At 37.5% G+C, this 21981-nt stretch carries 22 protein-coding genes and 1 tRNA gene; 4 read left to right on the forward strand and 19 right to left on the reverse strand.

Going from position 1 to position 21981, the window contains the following annotated elements:
• Positions 1-47: 47 nt before the first annotated feature.
• The 3 genes from ACI6PS_RS10585 to ACI6PS_RS10595 all read right to left on the reverse strand — a co-directional run bounded on the left by ACI6PS_RS10585 (position 48) and on the right by ACI6PS_RS10595 (position 1403).
• Complete coding sequence (locus tag ACI6PS_RS10585) at positions 48-218, reverse strand: lmo0937 family membrane protein (RefSeq protein WP_296146953.1); 171 nt, start codon at positions 216-218, stop codon at positions 48-50.
• Positions 219-263: 45 nt separating this feature from the next.
• Positions 264-860 (reverse strand): DUF4142 domain-containing protein, encoded by a 597-nt coding sequence (locus ACI6PS_RS10590; protein WP_421012539.1) that lies wholly within the window; start codon positions 858-860, stop codon positions 264-266.
• 96 nt (positions 861-956) lie between these two features.
• Entirely contained in the window at positions 957-1403 is a 447-nt protein-coding gene (locus ACI6PS_RS10595) for an META domain-containing protein (protein ID WP_421012540.1), read from the reverse strand.
• A 138-nt stretch (positions 1404-1541) separates the two neighbouring features.
• Here ACI6PS_RS10595 and ACI6PS_RS10600 point away from each other — a divergent pair, with 138 nt between their 5' ends.
• Positions 1542-2066: a hypothetical protein gene (locus ACI6PS_RS10600; protein ID WP_421012541.1), complete on the forward strand. Its 525-nt coding sequence runs from the start codon at positions 1542-1544 to the stop codon at positions 2064-2066.
• A gap of 550 nt (positions 2067-2616) precedes the next feature.
• Here the strand turns inward: ACI6PS_RS10600 and ACI6PS_RS10605 are convergent.
• From ACI6PS_RS10605 to holA, 11 genes are all read right to left on the reverse strand, one after another.
• Positions 2617-2778: a lmo0937 family membrane protein gene (locus ACI6PS_RS10605; protein WP_421012542.1), complete on the reverse strand. Its 162-nt coding sequence runs from the start codon at positions 2776-2778 to the stop codon at positions 2617-2619.
• A gap of 91 nt (positions 2779-2869) precedes the next feature.
• A complete protein-coding gene (locus ACI6PS_RS10610) occupies positions 2870-3802 on the reverse strand; it encodes a YihY/virulence factor BrkB family protein (RefSeq protein WP_421012543.1) in 933 nt (310 codons plus the stop codon).
• 103 nt (positions 3803-3905) lie between these two features.
• Positions 3906-6083, reverse strand: a complete 2178-nt coding sequence (locus ACI6PS_RS10615; protein ID WP_421012544.1) for a response regulator — start codon at positions 6081-6083, stop codon at positions 3906-3908.
• 68 nt (positions 6084-6151) lie between these two features.
• Positions 6152-7846: an energy-dependent translational throttle protein EttA gene (gene ettA, locus ACI6PS_RS10620; RefSeq protein ID WP_421012545.1), complete on the reverse strand. Its 1695-nt coding sequence runs from the start codon at positions 7844-7846 to the stop codon at positions 6152-6154.
• Positions 7847-7981: 135 nt separating this feature from the next.
• Positions 7982-10813, reverse strand: a complete 2832-nt coding sequence (locus ACI6PS_RS10625; protein ID WP_421012546.1) for a T9SS type A sorting domain-containing protein — start codon at positions 10811-10813, stop codon at positions 7982-7984.
• 161 nt (positions 10814-10974) lie between these two features.
• Entirely contained in the window at positions 10975-11157 is a 183-nt protein-coding gene (locus ACI6PS_RS10630; RefSeq protein ID WP_421012558.1) for a CAL67264 family membrane protein, read from the reverse strand.
• Positions 11158-11637: 480 nt separating this feature from the next.
• A complete protein-coding gene (locus ACI6PS_RS10635; protein ID WP_421012547.1) occupies positions 11638-12054 on the reverse strand; it encodes an arsenate reductase ArsC in 417 nt (138 codons plus the stop codon).
• Between the two features lie 133 nt (positions 12055-12187).
• Entirely contained in the window at positions 12188-12661 is a 474-nt protein-coding gene (locus ACI6PS_RS10640; RefSeq protein ID WP_421012548.1) for a DUF6428 family protein, read from the reverse strand.
• Positions 12662-12727: 66 nt separating this feature from the next.
• Positions 12728-13054: an ArsR/SmtB family transcription factor gene (locus ACI6PS_RS10645; protein WP_421012549.1), complete on the reverse strand. Its 327-nt coding sequence runs from the start codon at positions 13052-13054 to the stop codon at positions 12728-12730.
• Between the two features lie 114 nt (positions 13055-13168).
• Positions 13169-14470 (reverse strand): immunoglobulin domain-containing protein, encoded by a 1302-nt coding sequence (locus ACI6PS_RS10650; protein ID WP_421012550.1) that lies wholly within the window; start codon positions 14468-14470, stop codon positions 13169-13171.
• A gap of 51 nt (positions 14471-14521) precedes the next feature.
• Positions 14522-15523, reverse strand: coding sequence for a DNA polymerase III subunit delta (gene holA / locus ACI6PS_RS10655; RefSeq protein ID WP_421012551.1), 1002 nt, complete (start codon positions 15521-15523; stop codon positions 14522-14524).
• A 105-nt stretch (positions 15524-15628) separates the two neighbouring features.
• Between holA and ACI6PS_RS10660 the strand changes: the two genes are divergently transcribed.
• From ACI6PS_RS10660 to ACI6PS_RS10670, 3 genes are all read left to right on the forward strand, one after another.
• Complete coding sequence (locus tag ACI6PS_RS10660; protein WP_421012552.1) at positions 15629-16075, forward strand: type I restriction enzyme HsdR N-terminal domain-containing protein; 447 nt, start codon at positions 15629-15631, stop codon at positions 16073-16075.
• A 60-nt stretch (positions 16076-16135) separates the two neighbouring features.
• Positions 16136-17128, forward strand: coding sequence for a glycosyltransferase family 2 protein (locus tag ACI6PS_RS10665; RefSeq protein ID WP_421012553.1), 993 nt, complete (start codon positions 16136-16138; stop codon positions 17126-17128).
• A 75-nt stretch (positions 17129-17203) separates the two neighbouring features.
• Positions 17204-18037, forward strand: coding sequence for an OmpA/MotB family protein (locus tag ACI6PS_RS10670; RefSeq protein ID WP_421012554.1), 834 nt, complete (start codon positions 17204-17206; stop codon positions 18035-18037).
• A gap of 114 nt (positions 18038-18151) precedes the next feature.
• On the opposite strand, the gene ACI6PS_RS10675 is transcribed toward ACI6PS_RS10670, so the two are convergent.
• From ACI6PS_RS10675 to ACI6PS_RS10695, 5 genes are all read right to left on the reverse strand, one after another.
• A tRNA-Tyr gene (locus ACI6PS_RS10675) sits at positions 18152-18235 on the reverse strand.
• 174 nt (positions 18236-18409) lie between these two features.
• Positions 18410-19531 (reverse strand): redoxin domain-containing protein, encoded by a 1122-nt coding sequence (locus tag ACI6PS_RS10680; RefSeq protein ID WP_421012555.1) that lies wholly within the window; start codon positions 19529-19531, stop codon positions 18410-18412.
• A 56-nt stretch (positions 19532-19587) separates the two neighbouring features.
• Complete coding sequence (locus tag ACI6PS_RS10685; RefSeq protein ID WP_421012559.1) at positions 19588-20073, reverse strand: TlpA family protein disulfide reductase; 486 nt, start codon at positions 20071-20073, stop codon at positions 19588-19590.
• Positions 19998-20741 (reverse strand): DUF4369 domain-containing protein, encoded by a 744-nt coding sequence (locus ACI6PS_RS10690; protein ID WP_421012556.1) that lies wholly within the window; start codon positions 20739-20741, stop codon positions 19998-20000. The genes ACI6PS_RS10685 and ACI6PS_RS10690 overlap by 76 nt, the downstream gene beginning before the upstream one ends.
• Positions 20742-20843: 102 nt before the next feature.
• Positions 20844-21981, reverse strand: a 1138-nt coding sequence (locus ACI6PS_RS10695) for a rhodanese-like domain-containing protein (protein WP_421012557.1), incomplete at its 5' end; no start/stop codon positions are given.

Raw genomic sequence — 21981 nt, forward strand, 5'->3', positions numbered from 1 at the left:
TCTCTTGCGAGGCGGTTTTTTGTTTTTCATAGCTTTTTTTTGATCTCTTATAGAGGTTTTCTACCCGAGATTACTCTTAGCAATACAATGATGATTGCAATTACTAATAGAATGTGGATTAATCCTCCAGTGGCAATTCCTGTTCCAAGTACTCCGAAGAATCCAAGAGCCCAAATGATTACCAAAATTACTGCGATTGTATAAAGTAAATTTCCCATAGCGTTAGGTTTTATTGGTTAGTTTTTGTGATTATTTGTGTGTTATTATTTCTTTTTGTCAAGTTTGTCTTTCAACATTTGTGCGTGATCGCGGTGTGCTGTCAAGCTAACGATTTTAGCGGCTGCCCAAGTTCTGATTTCAGCATCGTTTGCTTTTTCTGAAGCTTTTTGTGCTTTGTCTAAAGCTTTTTTATGACCGTCAACCATCATTTCAGCAAATTTCTTATCGAAATCATGACCTGTTTTCTCGTTCAATTTGTTGTAGTCATCCTGACCTTCTTCTGTTATGGCCGCTGGAAGCGTGATTTGCTTTTGCTCAGCTACCGCTTTCAACTCGTTCCAAGATTTGGTGTGGTCATCAACCAGCTTCTTTCCGAAAGCTTTTACTTCTGCATCAGTACCTTTTTGTTGTGCCAATTTACCGATTTCAATTTCCTTTAAATCAGTTTCGGCAGCATCAACAAGATATTGCGAATCATCTTCTTTTGCATCGTTTTCTTCAAACTTGGTTTCGTTGATGTCTTCAGCTGCTTCTTTTGGGTCTTCCGCTTTTGGCTCTTGCTTGCAAGAAGTTGTCCCGATACACAGACTAAGTAATGTAGCGCTCAAAAGTGTTTTTCCTAAAATGTTAACCTTTTTCATAATGATTGTTTTAGTAATTTTTAATAGTACTAAATTATACCATCGACAAGGTTTTCGTCTTACAGAATTAACTTTTAATGTTACAGAATTAAATTACTAATGTCTAACGGCATATTTTCTTTCGAAACGCATCATCTCTACATCGCCTGTTAGCAGGTTCAGCGTTTTTCCATCATCTGTAATTGTAAAACCGTCAATCTTTTGAAGTGTTGACATATAGATAGTTTCCCCCTGTCCTTCACAAAACATTTTGGTAGAAGCCATGCCTTCATTAAAACTCAGTTTATTGCCTTCGGCCTTGAAACTTCCGGTGTAGCTGTTACAACTGTTTTTTCCCATCACCAGATTGTTGGATATATTAAAGGTAATGTTTGGTTTTGTGTTAGGATACAATCCGTCGAAGGCTATCCTTGGCCCTGTAATGTAGGTAAGTTCCCAATTTCCTTCCAATGATTTAGAGCCGGTAGGCACCAGTTCTTTCTTTGAACTGCAGGATAATAATGTTGCGCAAACGAACGTCAATAGTAATGTGATCTTTCTCATAATGATTGTTTTTAGAATTTGTAAAATAAATGTATTTCTTAAAATTAGCATTTTTAAAATGAAAGAGTTTTAAAATAAATACAAATTTTGGATTAGATGAAATAGATTTCTATTTTCGTGAAAACTAAAACATACAATATGAAAATACTAGGCATAGGCTCCAGAATAAACCATCCAGAATATGGCAAAGGCGTGATCACGAATGTTTCTTCAAAAGATTATTGGGTAACTTTTATAGAAAGTGGTTTGGAAACGATTGCATTGAACAGCGAATTTGAAGTAATTGAAGCGGCCGAAAATGAGGTGGATACCATCAGTTTCTATGACATCGAGTCGAGCCTGAAAAGCATCTTGAGAAAATGGTCGGATGTTACGGAAACGGTTCCTATGGCCGATAAGTGGAAAGGCGGTGACCTCATTTTAAAACCAGGACAAGCCGGTGTTCAAGGAAAAGAAGTGGCTATCGATACATTCTTTAATAAGATTGTGATGGTGCGCGACCGCTTGAGGGTGATGGAACAAAAAATCAATGCCAGCAACTTGGACAACAGCGAAAAGGTAGATTTACAGCAATACATCACCAGAATTTACGGAAGTCTAACTACCTTTAACGTGCTCTTTAAAACGAACTCTGATTATTTCGTAGGCGAAAAATCGAAATAATAAAAACATACCCCGCATTTATAATTAGTGAAAAGGCTTCCTACCTAGTGTTTGGAAGCCTTTTTTTTGGCGAAAGCCCAAACCGACGCTACGAGAAGCAATTCCGTGGACAGAATTGCAAGAACCGACCCTGCGACAAGGTTTTTAAACTTCCGGAAAGTTTGTCGCAGGGCTACGAGAAGCTTTCCGCTCTTGGGAAAGTTTCCCGTAGGGTCGCAACAAGGCTTCTACCCTTTCGGAAAGTTCACGTAATGGTGCAACAAGCTTTCCGCTCTTCGGAGAGTTTCCTGCAGGGTTGCAACAAGGTTTATACCCTTCCGGAAAGTTTCACGCAGGGCTGCGAGAAGCTTTCCGGTCATGAGAAAGATTGCCATCGAGGATTCATTAATAAAAAGGTATAAAAAAAAACGACCCCTCGAATAAATCGAAGGGTCGTTCACCAAAAACAATTAAAACATAATCTTTATAAAAAAACTTTGTAAGGAATACAATGAATTTTTAGTTCAAATTAGGCCTTATCTACAAAACAAAAATGTACATGTCTAAATGCTTAATCAAGTGGCTTCTTGCCCTGAATAAGTCTGAAAATAATTGCGATTACCGCAATAACAAGCAGTAAGTGAATCAAGCTCCCTGTTACCATTCCTCCAAGGAATCCGATGGCCCAGATGATGATAAGGATTACTGCAATTGTGTATAATAAATTTCCCATAGCGTTAGGTTTTATTGGTTGGTTTATCTTTTACAAAGTTGGGATTAATCCTGCCCTATTTGTTATAGTTTAAATCTTAAAAGTTATAAGATTATTTGTTGTCGTTATTTTCTACCGTTTCTATTTCAAAGATTTCCTTCTGTATTTCTACAGCATAATCATTCGGGATAATTTTCTTGCCATACTTTCGGGCATAAACTTTAGTAAATTCTGCTCCAAAATATAATATAATAGCCGAGTAATATACCCAAACCAATATAATCACGACCGATCCTGCAGCACCATATACCGTGGCTACTGTTGAGTTTCCTAAATAGAAACCTATGGCAAACTTACCGATCATAAAAAATACCGAAGTGAAGCTGGAACCAATCAACGCATCTCGCCAAGCGATATCACCATCGGGCAAGGTCTTGAAGATGATGGAAAACAGTATGGTGGTACTTACAAAAAGGATGATTATGTTCAGAACATAGAACAAATAGACGGTTGCGTCTGGAAAGTACAGTACCAAACGAGCATTGAGCACATCCATCACAGTATTGACCATAAGACTCACCAACAAAAGGAAGCCGACAGCAGCAATCATCGAAAAGGACATCAATCGGTTTTTGATGAATTTCATGATGCCTTTGTTTGGCTTTGCCTTTAATCCCCATATAAAATTGATGGAGCTCTGAATTTCTGCAAAAACCCCCGAAGCACCAATAAGCAACATAATACCTCCAAATACGGCAGCAAATATATTACTGTCGGACAGTTCAATATTCTTGATGGTTTCCTGAATTTGCACGGCCGCATCGTTCCCTACCAGACCATTTATCTGTCCGAAGAATTCACCCGAAACAGCTTCTCTCCCAAAGAAAATACCACAGATATAAAGGATGATGATGCACAAAGGCGGCAACGAAAATATAGTATAATAGGACAAGGAAGCGCTGAGCTTGATGGCATTGTCGGTATCAAATTCGGTAAAGGTGCTTTTTAATAATCCCCACCATTTGGTGAATAGTTTGCTTTTCATCTTATAGCGTTTTTAGTAAGTATAAAATTACCGCTAAAGCGAAAGGCAAGCCTTACGAAATAAGAAATTATAGTTATAAGATTTTACAGATTAAAGCTATCAATTATTGCTCTTTTCGGCGATTGATACAGTTGTATATCGATTCGAAAAGCTCAGAAGGATTAAAAGGTTTGATGACCACATCGTCAATTCCTGCATCAGAGGCCTTCTTCAAAACTTCATTACGGTCGAATGCCGTCAAGGCAATGATAGGTGTCTTTATACCGAGATTTCTAATCATTGTAGCGGTTTCATATCCGTCAATAACAGGCATGTTTATATCCATCAGGATCGCATCGAAGTGTTCCTTCTGCACCAAGTCGATAGCATCATGACCGTTATCGACCATCTTGGAGACATGCTTCTTTCTCTCAATGACCTTTTGAGTAACCAGTTGATTGATTTTGTTGTCCTCTACAACCAAGATACTCAAACTGCTGTCAGACTCCTGCTGTGGTTCTGGTATTTTTGTTTCGCCTTCGGCCAATTCAAAACCTATGGTAAAGGTAAATTTTGTTCCAATATTTTCCTTACTCTCTACTTCAATCTTGCTCTGGAAAAGTTCTATGAGCCTCTTTACAATAGGTAGTCCCAAGCCAGTTCCTTGATAATCGCCACCTTTGCGTTCAAGTTGTACAAATTTCTCGAATATCTTCGATTGATTTTCTTTGGTAATACCTACACCGTTGTCTTGAACCATGAACGTGATAAAGTAAGTTGTACCTTCCACCCTATCGAGCTTCACGATGATTTTTACTTCGCCTTTTACAGTAAATTTCAACGCATTGCTAATGAGGTTCATCAAGATCTGCGACAATCGAAGTTCATCACCAATAAGGTATTTAGGAATTCTTGCATCAAACTCTATTGACAAGGTGTTTTCGTTTCCATCGGCAATAAAATGAAGCGAATTCTTGATCGTATTGATTTCTTCTTCAAGATTAAAAACTCCGTTTATAAGGACAATCTTGTTCTCCTCCATCTTGTTCAACTGCAAGATATCATTGACCAAAGCCAGAAGATATCGGGCAGAAAACCGCAACGAATTCAAATGATTATTGTTGATGAGTTCCTTGTGTTCCTCTATAATGATACTCGCAATCCCGATAACTCCATAGAGTGGTGTTCGCAGTTCATGGCTTACGGTAGAGACAAATTGGGTTTTTATATTGGACATTTCTTCTGCCTTTCGGTTGGCCAAAAGCAGTTCTTCATTTGCTTTTGTCAGTTCTGCATTTAATTTTTGCCTGGCCTTGTTGCTTTTATAAAAAATATAGAGGAATAAAAGTGTCACAATTAAAATAACAAACATCAGTAAGCTTACTGTTTTGGTTATTGATATTTTTTGTTGCTGTGACGCATTCTCCACTTCAATCCTTTCGAATTGGCTTTTATATTCGTCCAATTCTATCTGGATAGCATGTGTTTCAAGACTCTTCAATTTCTCCTCTGGGTAAAGTATCTTATTCATCTGCTTGAGCTTCTCCCCGTAAAGCTCAGCCTTTTCTGGCTGATTGAATTTCTTGTAGTGCTCCACCAGTTTCTCATAGACATTGATCGACAAGCCTTCCATTCCAGCGTCTTTTGATAATGCCAAAGCCTTGAAGAAAAAATCTTCTGCTAGTTTCTGCTGTTTCTCATTACTGTAATAAACGCCCAACGAATTAAGTAAATAAAAACGACCTTCATCATCACTTTTAGTTTCAAAATAGGGTCTTATATCACTTAGGTATTTATACCCCGTATCGTAATCCTCAAATGTAAAATAGGCATTAGCAAGATTTAATTTAGTGTAGGCAATCTGAGAGCTATCTTTTATTTTCTCTGCAAAAAAAAGTGATTTCTTGTAGTATGCAATTCCTTTCTTTATATCAATCTTATTGTAATAATAGGCACTTCCCAAATTACTATACACCCAATTTTTTAAAGAATCGTTATCAGTCTTGTTGGCATATTGCAATGCCTTGTCGTAGAATTCGATTGCCCTTTTGGCCTGAGAAAACTCATCATAGATGACACCAATGGAGTTGTAGGAATTTGCAATAAGATAGGAATCCTTAATTTTAAAAGATCGTACTAATGCATCCTTTGACAGTTCAAGCGATTTCTCAAATTCATCATTTCTGTAATGTACACCGGCTTTGATAATTTCCTTCTCTATACTCTTCCTTTCAAGCGACGGATTTTGGGAGTATAAAAAAGAAAATGCTAATAAGAATAGCGTGGTGATGAATCTTTTCATTTGGTGCGAATTACAGAACGAAAAGTAAAAAAATAATCCCAACAATTTGTCGGGATTATTATAAATATTTAGTTTCTAATTAATTTTCTGTACTTGATTCGCTTAGGAGTCAAATCGCCCCCTAGGCGTTTTTTCTTATTCTCTTCATATTCAGAGAAACTTCCTTCGAAGAAATATACTTCTGAGTCTCCTTCGAATGCTAAGATATGTGTACAAATTCTATCCAAGAACCATCTGTCGTGCGAAATAACAACGGCACAGCCTGCGAAGTTCTCCAAACCTTCTTCAAGTGCTCGAAGCGTGTTCACGTCCAAATCATTCGTAGGCTCATCCAGCAACAATACGTTTCCTTCTTCCTTCAAGGTCATTGCAAGGTGCAAACGGTTTCTTTCTCCACCAGAAAGCATTGATACTTTCTTGTTTTGGTCGCTTCCGCCGAAGTTGAAACGGGAAAGATAGGCTCTAGAATTCACCTGTCTTCCGCCCATCATGATCAATTCCTGTCCGTCTGCAAAGTTTTCCCAGATTGATTTGTTCACATCAATATTGGAGTGCGATTGATCTACATAGGCAATCTTAACCGTTTCTCCAATAGAAAACGCACCCGAATCCGGTGTTTCCTCGCCCATGATCATTCTGAAAATTGTAGATTTACCAGCACCATTCGGCCCGATGATTCCAACGATACCCGCCTGTGGCAAAGTAAAATTCAAGTTGTCGTATAATAATTTTTCGCCATAACCTTTGGCAACACTATTGGCTTCGATTACATTGGTTCCTAAACGTGGCCCATTCGGGATGTATAGTTCCAGCTTTTCATCGAGTTGCTTTTGGTCTTCATTCAGCAATTTATCATAGTTCTGTAAACGGGCTTTTTGCTTGGTCTGTCTTCCTTTTGCACCTTGGCGTACCCAGTCAAGCTCTCTTTCAAGGGTTTTTCTTCTTTTGGAAGCCACTTTTTCTTCCTGCGCCATACGGTTTGATTTCTGATCCAACCAAGAAGAATAGTTTCCTTTCCACGGAATACCCTCTCCTCTATCCAATTCTAAAATCCATCCGGCAACGTTGTCAAGGAAATAACGGTCGTGCGTTACGGCAATTACTGTTCCTGCATATTGTGCCAAATGTTGCTCTAACCAAAGTACGCTTTCTGCATCCAAGTGGTTGGTAGGCTCATCCAGAAGCAAAACATCCGGCTGTTGCAACAACAAGCGGCATAAAGCTACACGGCGACGCTCTCCACCCGAAAGGTTCTTGATTGGAGTATCTCCATCTGGCGTACGGAGCGCATCCATGGCAATTTCAAGTTTTGTATCAATTTCCCAAGCGCCCAATGCATCAATCTTGTCCTGTAATGCCGCTTGACGGTCCATCAACTTGTCCATCTTGTCTGGATCTGAATAGTTTTCTTCCAGTCCGAACAAATCATTAATCTGATTGTATTCCTCCAGAACCGCCATTGTTTCGGCAACACCTTCACGAACAATCTCGATTACGGTTTTGGTATCGTCCAAGACTGGCTCTTGTTCCAAGTATCCAACAGTATATCCCGGTTGGAAAACTACATCTCCTTGGTAATTTTTATCTACTCCAGCGATGATTCTCAATAGAGAAGATTTTCCTGAGCCATTCAAACCTAGGATACCAATCTTTGCTCCATAGAAGAAACTCAGGTAAATATTCTTTAGTACTTGCTTGTCGCTGCTTGAGTAGGTCTTACTCAGCTTTTGCATCGAAAATATTACTTTCTTATCGTCTGACATATTGTTTATATTTTGTTTAATTTTTTTCGATTACAAAGATAGTAAAACAAAGCAAAGATATTGTCCATAAATACAAAAGCCTCCAGGTTACTCTGAAGGCTTTTGCTTTTAAAACAATTAACAAAAAAACTAAACTTACTCTTTGATAATCTTGATGGTTTGAACCGCATTATCGGCGGTTACTTTTACAAGATAGGCTCCTGGAGCTAAATTTGACATATCAATTTGTCCTTCATTAGCATTAATTACTTTTGCAACTACTTGCTGTCCTAATAAATTGAAGACTGCAACATCTGTAATTGCTGTTGGATTGTTCAGGTTCAAGATATTTTTTACTGGATTTGGATAAGCCTTTAATGAATTCTTGGTAAAATCATCTGAAGACAATGTTTCATTGGTTGAAATTTCCAAGCAGAATGTACCCTCTCTAGAAGCATTATAGCCCGAAACCCTTACATAGTATGTTTCTCCTACTTCAACATTAGCATTCGTAATAATTGAGTTGTATGATTCGTCATTACTTAAAATAGTTTCTCCGCTATCCTGATCGCAATCCATTTCTGTCAGGTCACTGCAAGAACCCGAGTAAAGTGCAATTTCTGTATCAAGAAGGGTTCCTCCAGTAAAATCTGTAGAAATATCAACTGATGCAACATTTTCAGGAACTGTAAAACTAAACCAAACGTCGTTTTCACCATAGTTAAAACACTCTGCTTGCCCCATATTTGAATCTGTTGCGCCAAGATTTGTTCCGTTATTCAAAACACCATTACAATAGGAAGCATCTACCGTAAGAGCTATTGCTCCGTCACACTCATCGTTTGCTGGTGGATCCTGTCTTTTTGTTACACAAATATCAAATACAGTATAAACTGGTTCATCAGAATATGAAAACACCCTTACAAAGTAAGTATCGCCTACTGTCATATCTGAAACAATTAATGTTTCATAATTTGGCGCTATACCTAGTGAAGTAAATTCTCCACAAAGCCCTGAGAACACTTCGAAGTTTAATGTTTCCCAACCATCTGTTTCAGGAATACTTACTTGGTGGCTAGGTCCTGTTGCTACAAACGAAAACCAAACATCGTCATTAGGGTTTCCTTCTTCTGCATCTATGCCAGAATCTGTTGCGTTGGCCAAAGATGCTGTAGTTACCGTTTCGCAAATACCATTGTCGTTTACTGTCAATACTACTGGATTGTCGCATTCGTCGTTTTCTTGTTGTGCAGGAATGGCAACCAAGCAGATATCAAAAGTGGTATCGACAAATTCTGGACCATAAGAATAGACTCTTACATAATAGACTGTTTCTTCTATAAGCTCGTTTACGATAAATGTATTTGGGTCGCTGGCACCAATAAGTATTCCTCCACATTGTCCGTCGAATAGTTCCATTACAAGATCGGTATCGTTGCCTTCTATGTTGGACAACTCTATCTTATGTGTAGTAGATGTTGCAGTAAAATGATACCAAACATCATCATCGGCTGAACCTGTTTCTGTTGGAATACCAGAATCTGTAGCAAATGCCAATGTTCCAGAAGTTGGATTTTGGCAAGTAGCACCCTCTGCCACGGTTAATTCTACTGATTCTTCACAATTATCATTTGCAGGTGGCGCATCGCTCGTAGTGATGCAGATGTCAAATGTAGTATCTGGGAAATTTTCTTCGCCATAGCTAAAGATTCTCACATAATAGGTACTTCCCGTAACGAGTTCATTATAGGCTCCCATTTGACCGTTTACTATTTTAAGTGAGCTTAAAGCATCACAGTCACCTTCAAAAAGTTCAAAGACCAAATCGTATGTATTCCCGTCAATGTTGTCAAGCGTTATTAGTGCACTGTTTGAAGCTGCCACGAATGAATACCAAACATCATCATCGGCCTCGCCTACTTCCGATGGAGTTCCAGAATCGGTGGCAGATTGGAGTGTTCCGGACGTGGCGGTACATTCTTGGTCGTACATTGTGATTGCAGTTGCAGTAGCACATTCGTCGTTTGCAGGTGCCGCTGGAGGTGTTCCTACACAGATATCAAATGTAGTATCTACAAAATCTTCTCCATAGGAATATACTCTGATTTTGTATTCTGTCTCTGGTGTAAGTCCAGAAACGATCATGCTTTCTGGGTAATCCGACTCAATGATCGTGCTGCAGTCGCCCTCCAATAATTCCATTACAATATCGAACCCTGACCAATTACCGGCTTCGATGTTCGATAGTTCTATCTTATGTGTTTCGGATGTTGCGGTAAATGAAAACCATACGTCGTCGTCTGCGTCTCCCAAATCTCCTTCAATACCAGAGTCGGTTGCAGATTGTAGTGTTCCTGCTGTTACCGTACCGCAAAGATAATCTGGGTTAACAGTAAGTTGAGTTGGAGTGTCGCATTCGTCGTTTGCAGGAGCAGGTGGTGGTGTTCCTAAGCAAATATCAAAAGTTGTGGTTTGCGGCGAATCGGTATAGGAATAGATTCTGATGTAATAGGTGTTGTCTACTTCAAGACCTCCAAATGTGAGTGCATTTGGATCATCTACATAGGCTACAAGCGTTGGGTCACTACAGTCGCCTGTCATAACTTCCATTACCATGTCATCATTGTCTCCAGAGAAATTGTCCAAAGTTATTTTGTGCATCTCATTTGTAGCAACGAAAGAAAACCACACATCGTCATCGGCAGTTCCTGCTTCGGCAGGTATACCAGAATCTGTAGCACCTGTTATTGTGGCTGTGGTAACGGTTTGGCATTCCAGATCCGAATTGACCGTTAGTTGTATAGCGCCATCACATTCGTCGTTTGCAGGTGGATCTTCGTCCAATGTTGTTGCAGTTTCTCCACTAAACAATACTGTTGCAGTGTTACTGATTGCTTTTATTGGTGCTGGCAAGTCGATGAGTCGAACCACTTGGCCATTCACAAACAAAAAGGACAGTAGTCCTAATAAAAATAATTTTCTTTTCATAAAAATATAGTTTTTTGATTGTTAGGCAATCCTAAAAAAAAAAATAGAATTGATATACTAAAACAACTTAATCATTCAAAACCCTACCGAATAAATGTTAAAATTAATTTCATAAAAAAATCCGCTCGAAAGCGGATTCTTAATTTATTGAAAACAGTTTTTTAAACCCTTCCCTTGAGCGAGCTAAACACCCATGCTATTGCAAAAAAACCAATGCCTACTGCCGCAAAACCCCATCCCGCCACATCATCATAGCGGAAGGCGCCAAGCCCTATAAGCAACAGTCCCATCAAAATCATTATAAAAGTGGCCCATCCCAGGATGGTGTTCTTGTTCATTCCCATAGCTAACTTTTTTGTATGGCGCAAATATCGATAATTATGAATATAAAAACTTTCTAATTTGGTAAAATTCAAGAAATAATTTAATGATATTACACATGCCAGCAATAGCCACTGCTGTCACTTATAAAAAAATATGCTAGAGTTGCGGACAAAAAAAAGAGCATCAAGTCTTTCAACCTGATGCTCCGCATTCATAAAAAACTAACTCAAAACTCAATTACTACAAATATAAAACATTCATAATCAAACCACAATACCTATTTATAGTTAATTTGAAACTTAAAATCAAGAAGTATTATTTTGTTTTTTTGAGAATGACGAACCTTGTTCTATTACTAGAATGGCGAAACGAGAGTTTACCTTTTGTGGTTCAGGAATTATTAACAAATTGATGAACTGGGAATTGGATTAGAAAATAGGAGGATATAAGGAATAGTTTCCAGTAACACAAAATGCGTCTTGAGGGACGCATTTTGTGTGTTAGAAATTTATGGCTACAAAGTTTTTGCAATAGTCCTTAATTTGTTGACGCACTTGCCTAAATGCTTCCCTAATTTCTTCATCGGATCCAGTTGCCTTAGCTGGGTCGGGAAAATTATGATGCAACTTTACCGCTTTTGTTGGAAAAAAAGGACAGCGTTCTTTGGCATTGTCACAAACTGTTATCACGAAATCAAAATTGATAGCGCGATATTCATCGATATTGTTTGAGGTATGGCTGGAAATATCAATTCCATCTTCTTTCATGATGGCAATTGCCTTCGGATTAACACCGTGCGTTTCTACTCCTGCACTGTAAACTTCGGTGTTGTTTCCTGCAAAATGTCGTAAATAGCCTTCTGCTATCTGGCTTCTGCAACTATTTCCTGTGCAAAGCACTAATACTTTTTTTTTCATCTTTTAAACGAATAGCCAAATGATGATGTTGATGATGCAAAATTTTGGGTCATAGCCAAAAATAAGCTGCAACAAAATTACAGATGTGGTGATGATGATTGGTTTCTTATATTTTATAAAACATTCTTTCATACTAACAACAGCCTCCGCCTGGAGTACAGGAATTGCTTTGGTTTACATTAATTTCTATTAAATTTTTCTTTTGCTTTTGCGGTGCAATCCCGCACGCGTCCTGGGCCAAGCATGCTGTGGTTTTATTAAGAAGGACGAACGTTTTTCCGTTAAATTCTAAATCATATCTGCCTATGGTGGTACTTTGATATTCCACTTCTATTTCAACATCTTCTATGCCTAATTTATCTTCGGAAAGCCTGATAATGTTGAGCAATTTATTTGGTTCCAACCGATGCTCAAAATCGTCGGCGTTCCATAATTGAAAGCTGACGGCTTTTTCAGTTCGAATGACACCTCCACAATCGATAAAGTTTTTGGTAATCATCCCCACTTCGGTAACGTGAAAGTGTTCGGGAACAAAAGTTCCATCTTCTAATTGAAATTCAACATTTTCTAATGTTGGCAAAATTTGTTTTATCTCTGATAATTTCATGTGCTGTTGTTTTATTCTTCATAGTTAAAATGCAATATTGCGATATAGATAGTTGAAAAAAATGCATTAACAGCATTTATCTTTTGAAACGGTTGCTACGATTTTAGAGAAATAAGTGTTTAGGATTTCGATTGTCTTCTCATCGATACAGTAGCAAATCGAGTTTCCTGAAATATTCCCTTTTATGATGCCTGCATTCTTAAGTTCCTTTAAATGTTGGGAAACCGTTGGCTGGGCCAATGGCAATTCGTTTACAATATCGCCACAAATGCATTCATTGACTTTCATCAGATATTCAATGATGGCGATTCTAGCAGGATGTCCCAATGCTTTTGCAATGGTTGCAATCAGGTTTTGTTGCTCAGTGAAATGTTCTGTTTTAGTAGCTCCCATACTTAAATATTTTTATATTGCAATATTACGATAAATATTGTTTTATAATCCATTTTTAATCAAAAAAAAATGCGTCTTGAGGGACACATTTTTTATAATTGATTTCTATCTAGCTTATTGCTTTATAATCTTAAAATTTTCTTCGGCTTCAAGTGTTTTTACCCTCAGGATGTACTGTCCTTGCGGAAGGGTATCCATATTCAACACGCCCGATTGATTTTGGATGTTTTTCTGGAGCACCACCTGCCCTAGCATGTTATACAACTCGATAGTGCTGATAAAGCTTTCGGCTTTGAAGTTCATGACATTCTTTACCGGATTTGGAAAATATTGGATGGCCGTTTTCCTCTGCTTGTTTATGCCCAGCTCCAGATGTGCCGTTACAGCTAGAACATCAGACATACAAAGCATTGGTGCTGCCTCTACAAAAGCATAATAGGTGGTTCCGTCAACCAGCGGGGTTGTAGGGGGCAATAGCTCTTGGAAGTTTATTTCCTCGGTGGCAGACCATTTAATCATATTGCCTTCAACCTCAAAATCGGCCAAGGTTTGCTCAGCAATAAAAGATTGATTGGCTTCGGCTTCAATCATTGCTTTTGGGTTCATGAAGATGTTAAAGCTTGTCATCTGAACAGGACAACTTGCAGTACTCACTGCCCAAAAATATTGGCCTGCGGTACTTTCATCAACCGTAATGATGTGCATATTGCTTGTTGCTCCTTCTACAGGCTGCATATTATGATACAGCTGATAGCTCACATCTGTTCCTTGAGCTTCAATATAGGCCACAAAAGTAGATCCTTCACATCCTAGAAAGTCCATTGGAACGCTGGTAATGGCAACATGCTTTACTGTAACCTGTGCAACTGTTGATTGCATACTTGGTGCACATTCTGACGATACTACGCAGTAGTAATCCCCTGTATCAGCCTGGGTTGTTGTAGTGATTATGAAAATACTAGAATCTGCTCCTATTATCAATTGATTATTTCGATACCATTGATAGGTAAGGTTTTCGCCCATGGCAGCAATTGACAAGTGCACCGGTTCGCCCTGGCACACAGTTACATCCATTGGTTGGAAAAAGATGCTGGGATCAGCTGGTTGTGTAACGGTGAAATTAACCATTTCTGAGCAGGTTCCTTCAGTGATGACACAAGTGTAAGTCCCAGAAACTGTTGCTGTAAGCGTATTTGAAGATTCATTTGAAATTACCGAACTGTTAAAATACCACTGATAAGTAAGCATAGGACCTGTTGCGGAAACGCTCAAAGTCGTCGTTCCATTGCATAAATAGGCGGTGTTTTGCAAAGGTGTTTCCACAACGAAATCACAATCTAAATCGGCAGGACTGACGTTGGAATAACTTGCAGTAGCCATAAAAAATAAGATAATAAATGTGTAAAGTTGTTTCATAGGGTAGTTTGAATTGGTTGTGTTATCTAGAAGAAACTTTTTGTTTCTTTTTTAATTAAAAATCTTCACGAGCATCTCCTTTAGTAAATCGCTTTCCTTTAAAGAAGCGCCAACACCTTTGCTTTTTACATCGGTATCGCGCAAGGCGGCAACAATCTGGCTGACTTTTTTCATAGGATAATTCTTTAGGGCTACGTCGTAATCTTTTAGGAAATACGGATTTACTTTTAGTACCGAGACTACATTCTTTGGCGTCTTGTCTTTCAAACCGTGGTATTGCAACAGTTGCAGGAAGAACCCAAAAACTAACGTAGTCGTCATTACCATCGGGTGTTCCTTTGGGTTTTCTGCGAAATATTGTGCAATTTGGTAAGACTTTAATTGATTACGTTCTCCAATTGCCTTTCTAAATTCAAAGACATTGAAATCCTTGCTGAAACCGATGTTTTCCTCAATTACTTCGGGCGTTACCGTACTGCCTTTCGGCAAAATGATGGCAAGTTTGTCCAATTCGTTGGCAATCTTGCTCAGATCGGTTCCTAGGAAATCCACGAGCATTGCAGCTGCTTTAGGTTCAATATTGAGTTTTTTTCCTGCCAGAACACGTTTCAACCAATCGCCTACTTGATTTTCATAGAGCTTCTTGCTTTCGTAAACGAGTCCGTTTCTTTCTAGTAGCTTCGTTACTTTTTTCCTTTTGTCGAGGGTTTTATATTTGTAGCAAAACACCAAAACCGTTGTGGGCATTGGGTTTTCGGCATAGCTTTCAATCTTGTCGATGGTTTTCGTCAAATCTTGGGCTTCTTTCACAATCACTACTTGTCGTTCGGCCATCATCGGATAGCGCTTTGCCCTCCCGATAATATCTTCTATCGAAACATCACGACCATATAAAACCGTCTGATTGAAACCCTTTTCGTCTTCCGAAAGGATGTTCTGCTCAATATAATCTGATAATTTATCGATATAATACGGCTCCTCACCCATCAAGAAATAAATAGGCCTGATGTTGCCAGCCTTTATATCGTTTACAATTTTTATAACCTCGTCCATTTTTTAGTATTCCGTTTTCAGTGGTCAGTCGCCGATCTTCAGTTTTTTGGAATTATCAAATTATCAAATCACCGAATTATCAAATTAAGAAATTATCTTTGCTTCATGCAACAGCTCAATTTTCCGACCTATAACTTTCGTTTCAAAAATAGCGAAAATAAAACAGCTATCTTCGATGAAATTCGGAAAAAATTCATCATTCTGACTCCTGAAGAATGGGTGCGCCAAAACGTGGTACAATATCTTCTGCAAGAAAAAAAATACCCAAAATCGCTTATCAATGTTGAGAAATTGCTGAAGATTAATGGTTTGGTTAAACGTTATGATGTGGTGGTTTTTAATAACGATGGTTCGATTTTTATCTTGGTGGAATGCAAGGGTCAGGAAATCAAGATTTCGCAAACGACATTCGACCAGATTGCACGTTATAATATGACCCTACAAGCGGAATATTTGATGGTAACCAATGGTCTTAATCATTACTTTTGCCAAATGGATTTTGAAAACGAGCGGTATGCTTTTTTGAGGGAACTTCCGGATTATGGTGGATAGTAACCAATTCACAGTTTCTTCAAATCAACAAATTATCAAATTAACGAATCAGCACTATAAATGAATATAGCAGTCGTCATCTTAAACTGGAATGGAGTACATCTTTTGGAAAAATTTCTACCATCGGTAATTTCCTATTCGCCTGGAGCGACTGTTTATGTTGCCGATAATGCTTCGACTGATACTTCTGTAGAATTTGTCAAGGCAAATTTTCCTTCGGTGAAAATTGTCATCAACAAAGAAAATTACGGCTTTGCAAAAGGTTATAACGAGGCTTTGAAACACATTGATGCTGATGTTTATGCGTTGGTAAATTCTGATATTGAAGTGACCGAAAATTGGCTTTTGCCGATAATTGAAAAATTCAATAATGAGCCCAACACAGCCGTGATCCAACCGAAGATTTTGGATTATAAAAACAAGGAATATTTTGAATATGCTGGAGCTGGTGGAGGTTTCCTGGACCGATTTGGTTTTCCATTTTGTCGTGGAAGAATTTTTGACACCATTGAAAAAGACAACGGGCAATACGATGATGATACAGAAATATTTTGGGCTTCTGGCGCTTGTTTTTTCATTCGGAAAGAAGTGTTTTGGGAACTGAATGGTTTCGATGATGATTTTTTTGCACATCAGGAAGAAATTGATTTGTGCTGGAGGATTTTCAATGCCGGCCACACCATCAAATATTGCCATGCTTCGAAAGTATATCACGTTGGAGGAGCAACTTTGCAGGAAGGAAGCCCGATGAAAACGTTCTTGAATTTCAGGAATTCTTTGGCAATGATGGTGAAAAACCTGCCTGCTTCTTCCCTATTCCCTATTCTTTTCCTTCGACTTTCGCAAGACGGAATTGCCGGAATCCAATTTATCCTTCAAGGAAAATGGATGCATTGCTACATGATCTTGAAATCGCATTTCTATTTCTATCTGCATTTGTTCAAGAATTTAAAGAAACGCGGAAATGTGCAACGCAAGGGATATTATAAAATAGAAAGTATTGTATTTACTTATTATATCCGTGGTGGCAAGGTTTTTGAACGGCTATTTTAACATTAGTTTAGGCATCGTTATGATTCTTTAAACCTTTTAAACCCTAATTTTGTATATAAATCTAAAAATCAAATTATGAAAAGAGTATTTCTGGCATTATCAATAGTAGCTCTTTTGACCACTTCTTGTGGATCAAAAAAGAAAATAGCCGAATTGGAAAACAAGAACAAAGAAATTCAGGATTTACTGAATTCAGCGACCATCAAACTGAATACTTGCTTGACCGAGAAAGAAGCAATGGCAAATCAAATGGATTTTTTAAAGAAAAACAATTCAGATTTGATCAACAATATGGGTAATATGACGACTTTATCTGCTAAAGGTGCCGAAAACATCGAGAAAGCATTGGAGTCCATCAAAGAAAAAGATTTGAAAATCACAAGAATGCAAGATGCTTTGACTAAGAAAGACAGCGTTACGTTGGCTTTGGTTACAAGTTTGAAGCGTTCTGTAGGTATTTCTGATCCGGATATCGAAATCAACGTTGAAAAAGGGGTTGTTTTCATCTCTATCGCCGATAAATTATTGTTCAAAAGCGGAAGCTACGTTGTAAGCGACAGAGCTAAGGAAATTTTAGGCAAAGTTGCAAAAGTGGTAAACGATAAACCAGATTTTGAATGTATGGTTGAAGGACATACCGATAACGTTCCATTCATCAGCAACGGAACTTTACTAGACAACTGGGATTTGAGTGTGAAGCGTTCTACTTCCATCGTAAGAATCTTGACAAAAGATTTTGGAGTGAGCCCAAAACAATTGATTGCAGCTGGTCGTGGAGAATTTGTTCCATTGGTAGAAAACAATTCTGCTGAGAACAGAACAACAAACAGAAGGACTCGTATCGTGGTAATGCCAAAAATCGATCAGTTCTATGATATGATTGAAAAAGAAATGAAGAACAAGAAATAAGTTCTGATTTATAAAAATGAGAAAGCCTGAATTACTTCAGGCTTTTTTTATGGTAATATCAAATAGAAATCTACTAAAAACAAAAAACTCTTTAGTTTCCTAAAGAGTTTTTTTTGGTGGGGAGAGCAGGATTCGAACCTGCGAAGTTTTCACAGCAGATTTACAGTCTGCCCTCGTTGGCCGCTTGAGTATCTCCCCTCCTATAACAAGTACTTGTACTTGTTCCAAGCGGTTGCAAATATAAGAACTGTTTTGACGTTTGCAAACTAAATTTAAAGATAAATTTCAATTAATTTTTAAACTATTGGCTTTGAATAAAATAAAAAATCTCCACAAGGGAGATTTTTTATTCATGCCTTTTAAAAAGAGCAATTATTTCAATAATTCGGCAACTTTTGCTCTTAATTCTGCACCTCTAAGGTCGCGAGCGATGATTTTTCCGTTTGCATCTAGTATAAAAGTTGCAGGAATACTTTTTACATTATAAAGTTCGGCTATTGGGTCTTGCCAAAATTTTAAATTAGAAATATGACTCCAAGTTAAATTATCTTTTGCAATGGCATCTTTCCATTTAGCGGCATCCTTATCTAAAGAAACACCAATAATGTTTAGTCCTTTTGGATGATATTCATTATAAAGAGCAACAACACTAGGATTTTCTTGACGGCAAGGACCACACCAAGAAGCCCAGAAATCAATAATTGTAATCTTTCCTAAGGATTCCTTCAAAGAAATCACTTTTCCGTCCGGATTTGGTGCTGAAAATTCAGGAGCAATACTCCCAACTGTAATCACTTTAAAATTATTGATTTTCGTTTGAATTGCTTTTCCTGGCTTAGTTGATTTTAAAGAAGCGTCTAAACCATTATAGATTTTTTTGATTTTTTCGATATCGACATCCTGCTGGTTAAACATGTTGTCTAAAAATAATACAGAAAGAAAAGATTTAGGATTCTTTTCAGGAAATGTAGAAGTCATCGTCATAATCTCCGATTGTATCTTTCCAAATTCGTCCATTAAGGCATTCATGGTTGCCTCGTCTTTATTCGCCTGAGCATCTTGCATTTTTTGCATATTAGCAGCTTGAAAATCTTGCATTTTCTTTTGTACTTTCATTGCAGTAGCATTGAAATTTTGAAGATCTTCATTATTTTTGGTTCCACTAATTATACTTTTCCCTATACTGTCTTTATAGATCGTAAAGTTAATTTTACCATTTTCTAAAATAAATGCAATCTTGCCTTCAACATCTTGCACTTGGATAAAATGAATGGATGGCTCTAGCGCTTTACCTTTGAAAGTAAACTTTTCGTTTTCTAGCTTGACAGTTTCTACGGAAACAATTCCTGTAACCTCGTCTTGTCTTTCTAATGTAACCGTTTTTCCGTTTTCCAAACCTTTAATCGTACCTGTTAGTGTATAATCAGTATTGATGATAGTCGTAAAAGAAACCAATCCTATGGCAAGGAAAAGAATTAAAAGTGTTTTTTTCATGTGTATTTTTTTTAAGTTTATATATAAAAAATAGCCATGTTTCCATGGCTATTGAATTATTTTAATATTGCAGCAACTCTTGCTTTCAGCTGTTGTCCTCTTATATCTTTTCCAATTATCATACCCTTTTCATCTAGTAATAAGGTTGCAGGAATACCTTCTATTTTATATTGCTGCGCAATTGGATCTTCCCATCCTTGAAGGTTAGAGATTTGCGTCCAAGTAAGTTTATCCTTTGCTATCGCATCTTTCCATTTAGTGGCATTAGTATCAAGAGAAACACCAATTATATTCAAACCTTTTGCATGAAACTCATTGTAAAGAGCCACTACGTTTGGATTTTCCTGTCTGCATGGTCCGCACCATGAAGCCCAAAAATCAATAATTGTCAACTTCCCTAAAGATTCTTTTAATGAAACTTTCTTACCTTCTGGATTTGATGCTGAAAAGTCTGGAGCAATACTTCCTATTGCTGTGGAAGTGGTGGCACTACTGGACTTTTTTTTTCTACTTCTACCGCTTGGGTAAGTGTTTTCTTTAATTTTTTGCCTTCTTTAGTAGCTTTCAAATCAGCATCCAATGAATCGAAATATTTATTAAGCTTAGCCAAATCACGATCTGGTTGATTAATCAATTGTCCGATAAACAAAAGTGACAAATATGATTTTGGTTGCTTTTCGATATGATCAACAGTCAATTTCATGAACTCGTCTTGAAAAACTTTGTTCTCTTTGATCAAAGCATTTCTTGTAACAGTATCCTGTGTCATCTGAGCTTGTTGCCATTTCTCCATATTTGCTTTTTGGAAAGCCATCATTTTCTTTTGAACTTTTTCATATTCTTTAGAGTAAGTAGCCAACTGGTCGTTGCTAAAAGTACCACCTACAACACTTTTATTGATACTATCCTTATCAACTTTCAAGTTGATTTCTCCATTTTCAAGAACGAAAACAATTTTTCCTTGTGTTTGATCAATTTGAACAAAATGCAAACCTGGTTCAGTTACATTTCCTTCAAACTTAAATTTTCCTTTTTCAACTTTTACTGTATCAATTTGAACTAGACCTGTTGAATCTTGTTTTTCAAGATAAACAGCAACACCGTCTTTTACTCCCTCAGCGTTACCTTCAATAATAAATTCATTTTTTCCAACTTTACTACATGAAGCTAACGTTGCAACAGCAAGTAACGATAAAACTATTTTTTTCATTTTCTTAAATTATTTTTTTTATGATTTTAGTTTGCAAAAGTATCTAATTTTATAAGTCTACACTATAAAACCAAATAAATTTTATGCTTAATTTAATTATTTTCATTTGGCGGTTGATGGGCAGACAAAATTTGTCAGTTTAAGCCCTGCATTTCTGATACCACTGATGCCTTTTTCAACATTAATAAAGTTATGAATTCCTCTTGATTTTAGAATGGATCCCATTATTACCGAACGATAACCACCAGCACAATGCAGATAAAATTCTTCATTTTTAGGAACTTCACTAAAATTCTGATTCACGGTATCCAAAGGAATACTCAAAGCATTTTCTACGTGTTCCGCCGAAAATTCTCCCGGTTTTCTTGAGTCAACAACAATACTTTCTTCAGAAAAGGTTGATACAAACTCTTCTGGAGAAATAGATTTCATAGTATCGATTTCAAAACCTGATTCTTGCCAAGCTGTAATTCCACCTTCCAAATATCCTAAGACATTATCAAAACCAACTCTTGATAATCTTGTGATAGTTTCTTGTTCTCTCCCTTCAGGTGTTATCAACAATAAAGGTTGTTTCACATCCATTATCAAGGCACCCACCCAAGGAGCAAAATTTCCTTGAATTCCAATGAAAATCGAATTTGGGATATGACCTTTAACATAATCGTTTTCATGACGAACGTCCAAAACAATTGCTTCGGCTTGATTCGCTAGGGTTTCAAATTCATTTGGCTTCAAAGCTTTGAAGCTTTTCTCTATGATGGTATCCAAACTTTCATATCCTTGAATGTTCATCATTACATTTTGAGGGAAATAAGCCGGTGGCAATCCCAAACCGTCTAATAATTCTGTGATGAATTCCTCACGCGTCATGTCTTCACGCAAAGCGTAATTTGTTTTCTTCTGATTGCCTAAAGTATCGGTGGTTTCCTTACTCATGTTTTTTCCGCAGGCACTTCCCGCTCCATGACTCGGATAAACAATCAAATCATCGGCCAAAGGCATAATCTTATTGCGAAGCGAATCGAATAAATAAGAGGCTAATTTTTCCTGAGTCAAATCTTCCACCAAAGCTTGTGCCAAATCCGGACGGCCAACATCTCCAATAAAAAGAGTATCTCCCGTAATTATTCCGTGTTGCTTTCCGTTTTCATCAATCAACAAATAACAAGTGCTTTCTAAGGTATGACCTGGTGTATGAAGTGTTTTAACGGTATAATTCCCAACTTTAAATTCTTGA

Source organism: Flavobacterium sp. PLA-1-15 (genome assembly GCF_049060005.1).
GTDB lineage: Bacteria > Bacteroidota > Bacteroidia > Flavobacteriales > Flavobacteriaceae > Flavobacterium.

Bases quoted from the DNA above. Each gene is read 5' to 3' on its own strand.
- ACI6PS_RS10585 (WP_296146953.1), bottom strand. From the start codon at position 218: ATGGGAAATTTACTTTATACAATCGCAGTAATTTTGGTAATCATTTGG.
- ACI6PS_RS10590 (WP_421012539.1), bottom strand. From the start codon at position 860: ATGAAAAAGGTTAACATTTTAGGAAAAACACTTTTGAGCGCTACATTA.
- ACI6PS_RS10595 (WP_421012540.1), bottom strand. From the start codon at position 1,403: ATGAGAAAGATCACATTACTATTGACGTTCGTTTGCGCAACATTATTA.
- ACI6PS_RS10600 (WP_421012541.1), top strand. From the start codon at position 1,542: ATGAAAATACTAGGCATAGGCTCCAGAATAAACCATCCAGAATATGGC.
- ACI6PS_RS10605 (WP_421012542.1), bottom strand. From the start codon at position 2,778: ATGGGAAATTTATTATACACAATTGCAGTAATCCTTATCATCATCTGG.
- ACI6PS_RS10610 (WP_421012543.1), bottom strand. From the start codon at position 3,802: ATGAAAAGCAAACTATTCACCAAATGGTGGGGATTATTAAAAAGCACC.
- ACI6PS_RS10615 (WP_421012544.1), bottom strand. From the start codon at position 6,083: ATGAAAAGATTCATCACCACGCTATTCTTATTAGCATTTTCTTTTTTA.
- ettA (WP_421012545.1), bottom strand. From the start codon at position 7,846: ATGTCAGACGATAAGAAAGTAATATTTTCGATGCAAAAGCTGAGTAAG.
- ACI6PS_RS10625 (WP_421012546.1), bottom strand. From the start codon at position 10,813: ATGAAAAGAAAATTATTTTTATTAGGACTACTGTCCTTTTTGTTTGTG.
- ACI6PS_RS10630 (WP_421012558.1), bottom strand. From the start codon at position 11,157: ATGGGAATGAACAAGAACACCATCCTGGGATGGGCCACTTTTATAATG.
- ACI6PS_RS10635 (WP_421012547.1), bottom strand. From the start codon at position 12,054: ATGAAAAAAAAAGTATTAGTGCTTTGCACAGGAAATAGTTGCAGAAGC.
- ACI6PS_RS10640 (WP_421012548.1), bottom strand. From the start codon at position 12,661: ATGAAATTATCAGAGATAAAACAAATTTTGCCAACATTAGAAAATGTT.
- ACI6PS_RS10645 (WP_421012549.1), bottom strand. From the start codon at position 13,054: ATGGGAGCTACTAAAACAGAACATTTCACTGAGCAACAAAACCTGATT.
- ACI6PS_RS10650 (WP_421012550.1), bottom strand. From the start codon at position 14,470: ATGAAACAACTTTACACATTTATTATCTTATTTTTTATGGCTACTGCA.
- holA (WP_421012551.1), bottom strand. From the start codon at position 15,523: ATGGACGAGGTTATAAAAATTGTAAACGATATAAAGGCTGGCAACATC.
- ACI6PS_RS10660 (WP_421012552.1), top strand. From the start codon at position 15,629: ATGCAACAGCTCAATTTTCCGACCTATAACTTTCGTTTCAAAAATAGC.
- ACI6PS_RS10665 (WP_421012553.1), top strand. From the start codon at position 16,136: ATGAATATAGCAGTCGTCATCTTAAACTGGAATGGAGTACATCTTTTG.
- ACI6PS_RS10670 (WP_421012554.1), top strand. From the start codon at position 17,204: ATGAAAAGAGTATTTCTGGCATTATCAATAGTAGCTCTTTTGACCACT.
- ACI6PS_RS10680 (WP_421012555.1), bottom strand. From the start codon at position 19,531: ATGAAAAAAACACTTTTAATTCTTTTCCTTGCCATAGGATTGGTTTCT.
- ACI6PS_RS10690 (WP_421012556.1), bottom strand. From the start codon at position 20,741: ATGAAAAAAATAGTTTTATCGTTACTTGCTGTTGCAACGTTAGCTTCA.